Source organism: Candidatus Methylomirabilota bacterium, assembly GCA_036005065.1.
Classification (GTDB): Bacteria; Methylomirabilota; Methylomirabilia; order Rokubacteriales; family DASRDR01; genus DASYQW01.
In genome coordinates, this window is the sequence record DASYQW010000112.1 from 1 (window position 1) to 5,424 (window position 5,424).

General features: G+C 69.8%; 5 protein-coding genes. 2 read left to right on the forward strand and 3 right to left on the reverse strand.

Translation table 11 applies throughout. The features are described 5' to 3' along the window. From VGW35_08245 to VGW35_08255, 3 genes are all read right to left on the reverse strand, one after another. The coding region (locus VGW35_08245) for a protein phosphatase 2C domain-containing protein (GenBank protein HEV8307646.1) at positions 1-669 on the reverse strand (669 nt) is incomplete at its 3' end. Between the two features lie 41 nt (positions 670-710). Beyond that, a complete protein-coding gene (locus tag VGW35_08250; protein HEV8307647.1) occupies positions 711-1,478 on the reverse strand; it encodes an alpha/beta fold hydrolase in 768 nt (255 codons plus the stop codon). Then, positions 1,475-2,584 (reverse strand): DSD1 family PLP-dependent enzyme, encoded by a 1,110-nt coding sequence (locus VGW35_08255; GenBank protein HEV8307648.1) that lies wholly within the window; start codon positions 2,582-2,584, stop codon positions 1,475-1,477. Before VGW35_08255 ends, VGW35_08250 begins: the two co-directional genes overlap by 4 nt. A 120-nt stretch (positions 2,585-2,704) precedes the next feature. Here VGW35_08255 and VGW35_08260 point away from each other — a divergent pair, with 120 nt between their 5' ends. Together VGW35_08260 and VGW35_08265 are read left to right on the forward strand one after the other, a co-directional pair. Further along, positions 2,705-4,066: a sugar ABC transporter substrate-binding protein gene (locus VGW35_08260; GenBank protein ID HEV8307649.1), complete on the forward strand. Its 1,362-nt coding sequence runs from the start codon at positions 2,705-2,707 to the stop codon at positions 4,064-4,066. A 4-nt stretch (positions 4,067-4,070) separates the two neighbouring features. Further along, positions 4,071-5,402: a sugar ABC transporter substrate-binding protein gene (locus VGW35_08265; GenBank protein ID HEV8307650.1), complete on the forward strand. Its 1,332-nt coding sequence runs from the start codon at positions 4,071-4,073 to the stop codon at positions 5,400-5,402. Positions 5,403-5,424 lie beyond the last annotated feature (22 nt).

The window sequence follows — 5,424 nt, forward strand, 5'->3', positions numbered from 1 at the left end:
GTCCTTGTCGTGGGCGCGCAGGATCTCCAGGACGTCGGCGTCGGAGAGCGCCGTCGTCAGGCCGTCCGAGCAGAGCAGGACACGGTCGCCGGCCTGGAGCGCCTCCTCGCTCACCTCGAAGTCGAGGTCCTCCTGAAGGCCGAGCGCCTTGGTGAGGACGTGGCGGAAGGGATGATCGTAGCTCTCCGCGACGTCGATGAGCTGCTGGGCGATCGCCGCCTCGATCCAGGAATCGTCGCGGGTGAGCTGGCGCAGCGTCGCCCCGCGCACCAGATAGGCGCGACTGTCCCCGACCCCGGCGTAGTGCAGGCGGCCGTCCCGCGCCAGGACCGCCACCACGGTCGTCCCCATCCCGGTCAGGTCGTCCCGCGAGGCCGCCGTCTGGAACACGGAGCGGTTGGCCAGCTTGATCGCGGTGATGAGGCAGTTCGCCTCGAAGGAGCGGGCGGGGTCGACGCCGAAGGGCCAGGTGAGGTCCCGGTCGCGGTGGGCCCGGGCGACGAACGCCTCGAGCGTCTCGACGGCGAGCGCGGAGGCCACCTCGCCCGACTGGTGTCCGCCCATCCCGTCGGCCACCACCGCCAGGCCGATGGCCGGCTCGATGCGGAGCGTGTCCTCGTTGTGCTTGCGCTTGCGGCCGGGGTCGGTCAGGCCGTGGGCCTCGATCATCGCTGCCGGTCTCCGGCGCCAGGATAACAAGACCCGGCCGGCTAGGGAAGCGCGCCCAGGAACGCCCGGAGCGCCGCGTTGACGGCCGGCGGCTGCTCGAGCTGGGGGAAGTGCCCGGCCGCCTCCACCTCGACGAGCCGAGCCCCGGCGATCGTGGCGGCCAGGAACGCCGCGTACTTCGGCGGGGTGAGCCGGTCGTCCCGCCCTGAGACGATGAGCGTCGGGATCCGCATGGCGGCCAGCTTCGCCATGACATCGAAGCGGTCACAGGCGAGGAAGTCGCCGAGCGTCACCAGCGGGGGCGTCTCGCAGAGCGCGCGCTCGGCCTCGGTCACCGCGCCCGGCGCCGTCGCCGGACTGTAGGCCAGGCTCGCCACCAGGTGGGTCGCGCTGGGCGGATCCTCGCGGAAGAGCTCCAGGATGCGGGGCAGCACCCGCAGGCGCGCGCCTGTCCCGACCAGGACTAGCCCGATGAGCCGATCGGGGTGCGCCAGCGCGATCGTCTGGGCGATGGCGCCGCCCATCGAGTGCCCACCCAGGACGATGCGCTCGAGTCCCACCGCATCCAGGAAGCCGAGGAGCCAGGCCGCGTACTCCTCGACGTCCCGGTACCCGCGGCCTCCCGTCCCCCCGTGCCCCGGGAGATCGACGGCCAGGACCCGGCCCACATCGGCGAGCCCGGCGAGCTGCGGGCTCCAGACCTCGGCCCGGCCGCCGGCGCCGTGAACGAGGACGAGGGGCCGGCCCCGACCGGCGTCGAGGAAGGCGGCCGGCCGCCCGGCCACGGTGACGGTCGTCTTCGCGCTCATAGCACGGCGCCGCGGGCCGTGATCGGCCACAGCGCCTCCACCCGCCCACCGCGGACGCACACGTACCAGTCGTAGAGGTTGATGGTCGGGTCGCAGTGCCCGGGAATCAGCCAGAGCTGGTCGCCGAGGCGCGGCGTGGCACTCGGGTTCCGCAGCAGCAGGATCCCGTGCTCGTCCGAGGCCCGCTGGTACTCGACGTCGGGCCTCCCCTGGACCAGCGGCATGCCGGAATCGACAGCCAGCGCCTTGAGCCCGGCGTCGACCACCGCGCGGTCCCTCGCCGCCCGGCTCATCACGGTCGCCAGCACGAACAGCGCGTTCTCGAACTCGGATGGGAACCCGGCCACGCGCTTGTAATCCGCGTCCATGAAGACGTAGGACCCGGCCTGGATCTCCGTGTAGAGGCCGCTGGCCGATTCGAACTGGTAGGTCCCGGTCCCCGCGCCCGAGACGACCTCGCAGGCGAGGCCGCTCCGCTGGAGGAGCTCCACGGTGCCCCGCACCTGCCCGATGGCCTCTTCCATGACCTCGCGACGCTTGCCCAGGTCCTGGATGTGCTGGGCCCGGCCGTGATAGGCCTGGAGGCCGAGGAACCGGAGGCCCCGCTGCGCCGCGACGTGCCGGGCCAGGCGGACGGCCGGCTCGCCAGGCTCCACGCCGCAGCGCCGCATCCCGATGTCGATCTCGACGAGGACCGGCAGCCGGACCCCGAAGGCCCGGGCCGCTTCGTCCAGCGCCCCCACGTTGTCCGCATCGTCCACGCAGACGGCGACCTCCGCCTGCTTGACGAGGCCGACCAGCCGGGCGATCTTCCGGGCGCCGACGATCTCGTTGGTGACGAGCACGTTCCGCACGCCGCCGTACACCATCGCCTCGGCCTCGCCCACCTTCTGGCAGCAGGCGCCGACGGCCCCGCGGGCGACCTGGTGGAGGGCCACCACCGGGCACTTGTGGGTCTTGGCGTGCGGGCGGAGCCGGACCGGCTGCCCGGCGAAGTGGGCGGCCATCCGATCCAGGTTGCGCTCGTAGGCGTCGAGGTCGACGACGAGGGCCGGGGTCTCGATCTCGGCGACCGGCATGCCGACCTCGGCGGGCGGACGAGTCATGGCCCGACTCCTTTCGTGGTGTGCGGCTTGACACACCCTGGGGACTGGATGAGACTACAGGCCACCCGGTCCGCTGCCAAGTCAAAACATCCAGAAGGCCTCGAGACGAAGGAGGACGGCATGGCCGACGGTCGACAGGCGCTGACTTCGGTTCACTCCCCTCGCTGGTCGCGACGCGCCGTGCTGCGCCTCGGCGGCGCCGCCCTCGCCGGGGCGGCCACCGGCCCCTTCGTCTGGACGCCGGCCCGGGCCCAGGGCTTCAACTGGAAGCGCTTCCAGGGCAAGGAGCTGTTCCTGCTCTTCTACAAGCACCCCTGGGTCGACGAGATCGTGACGCACATCCCGGAGTTCGAGTCCCTGTCGGGGATGAAGGTGAAGCACGAGATCCTGCCGGAGGTCCAGGGCCGCCAGAAGCTGGTCGTGGAGATGACGGGGGGGTCGGGCGGCGTGGACGCCTTCCACTCCAGCATGCACGTCGAGAAGCGGCGGTTCTGGAAGTCGGGCTGGTACCACCCGCTCAACACCTTCCTCGAGGACAAGACCTTGACCCCGCCGGACTTCGACTGGAACGACATCGTCCCGGGCGCCAAGGCCGCGGTGGTCCAGCCCGACAAGACGATCAGCGGGATCCCGACCTTCGTCGACCCCTTCGTCCTCTTCTACCGGAAAGACCTGTACGCCCAGAAGGGCTGGAAGCCCCCGAAGACGCTGGCCGAGATGGAGACCCAGGCCAAGGCGCTCCACGGCCCCCCCGGCATGTATGGCATCGTCTACCGTGGCCTGAAGAACGCCAACGCGACCCCGTGGGCCTACATGCTCTTCGCGATGGGCGGGGACTATCTGACCAAGGACGGGAAGTCGGCCATCAACACGCCCGAGTGGGCGAAGACGATGGACACGTACGCCGGGATGCTGCGACGCTACGGGCCGCCCGGCGTGGTGAACTTCAACTGGTACGAGTGCTCGTCGGCCTTCATGCAGGGACAGGTCGCCATCTACTTCGACGGCGTGAACTTCGCCAACCAGTTCGAGGACCCGGCCAAGTCGAAGATCGCGGGCAAGGTCGGGTACGCGGTGCTCCCGTCGGGGCCGGGCGGCCACCACACCTGCACGTTCACCAACGCCATGGCGGTCTCCTCCCAGAGTCGCAACAAAGAGGCCGCCTACCTCTTCTGCGTCTGGTCGACGAGCAAGCCGAACGCGGTGCGGGAGCTGCTGGCGGGCGTGGGGGTCGGCCGCGCCTCGCCCTGGACCAACCCGGAGGTCAAGGCCAAGCCCAAGATGCCCCAGGACTGGTACGACGCTTACCTCGAGTCGCTGAAGATCGGCAAGCCGGGCCTCCCCGAGATCGTGGGGGTCACCGAGTACCGGGACATCATCGGCGTGGCGATCCAGCGCGCCATCGAGGGCGCGCCATCGGCCCAGGTCCTGGCCGACGCCCACAAGGACTTCCAGGAGCTCTTGAACAAGACGGAGGGGTAGCGCCATGCGGCACGCGACACGACTCTCCCGCCGCGCGGTCCTGCGCCTGAGCAGCGCCGCCCTCGCCGGCGCGGCCGCCGGGCCATTCGTCTGGACGCCGGCCCGGGCCCAGGGTTTCAACTGGAAGCGCTTCCAGGGCAAGGAGCTGTACCTGCTCCTCACCAAGCACCCGTGGATCGACGTGCTGGAGAAGAACATCGGCGAGTTCGAGTCGCTGTCGGGGATGAAGATCAAGTGGGAGACGCTCCCCGAGATCCAGGCGCGCCAAAAGCTCACCGTCGAGATGACCGGGGGGTCGAGCGGGATCGACGCGTTCTTCACCTCGCTCCACGTCGAGAAGAAACGCTTCTTCAAGGCCGGCTGGTACACACCGCTCAACCGTTTCATCGGGGATCCGACACTGACCAGCCCCGAGTTCGACTGGAACGACGTCACGGCCGGCGCCAAGGCCGGGGCGACGCAGGCGGACGGCAGCATCTCGGCCCTCCCCGCCTTCGTCGACGTGAACGTGCTCTTCTACCGGAAGGACGTCTTCGCGCAGAAGGGGCTCACCCCGCCGAAGACCTTGACCGAGCTCGAGCAGGTGGCGCAGAAGCTGCACTCGCCACCCGGCACCTACGGCATCGTGCTGCGCGGGCTGAAGAATGCCAACGCGACCCAGTATCCGAGCATCCTGTTCCCGATGGGCGGGGCTTACATCAAGGACGGCAAGGCGGCGCTGGATTCCAAAGAAAGCGTCCTAGCCATGGACCTCTACACGCGCCTGCTCCGCCAGTATGGCCCGCCCGGCGTCGTCAACTTCAACTGGTACGAGGCCTCGGCCGCGTTTTACCAGGGCCAGGTGGCGATGTACATGGACGGCGTGAACTTCGCGAGCCAGTTCGAGGACCCGGCGAAGTCCAAGGTCGCAGGCAAAGTTGGCTACACCCTCTTGCCGACGGGCCCCGCCGGCGCCGTGGCGCCGATTTACATCACGGGCATGGCCGTGTCCTCCGCGAGCCGCAACAAGGAGGCTGCGTACCTCTTCGCCCAGTGGGCCACCAACAAGCCGAACGCCGTCCGGGAGCTGACGGCCGGCGTAGGCGTGGGCCGGATCGCGGCGTGGGACGACCCCGCCGTGAAGGGCAAGGGACGCATGCCGGTCGAGTGGTACTCGGCATACCAGGCGTCGCTGAAGAACGGGCGTCAGGGGCTGCCGGAGATCGTCGCGGTGACCGAGTACCGGGACATCATCGGCGTGGCGATCCAGCGCGCGATCGAAGGCGCCCCGGCGGCCCAGGTCTGCGCCCAGGCCCAGAAGGAGTTTCAGGAGCTGCTCGACAAGACCGAGGGCTGAGGTCCAATCGGAGGGGGTGTCG

Bases quoted from the DNA above. Each gene is read 5' to 3' on its own strand.
- VGW35_08250 (HEV8307647.1), bottom strand. From the start codon at position 1,478: ATGAGCGCGAAGACGACCGTCACCGTGGCCGGGCGGCCGGCCGCCTTC.
- VGW35_08255 (HEV8307648.1), bottom strand. From the start codon at position 2,584: ATGACTCGTCCGCCCGCCGAGGTCGGCATGCCGGTCGCCGAGATCGAG.
- VGW35_08260 (HEV8307649.1), top strand. From the start codon at position 2,705: ATGGCCGACGGTCGACAGGCGCTGACTTCGGTTCACTCCCCTCGCTGG.
- VGW35_08265 (HEV8307650.1), top strand. From the start codon at position 4,071: ATGCGGCACGCGACACGACTCTCCCGCCGCGCGGTCCTGCGCCTGAGC.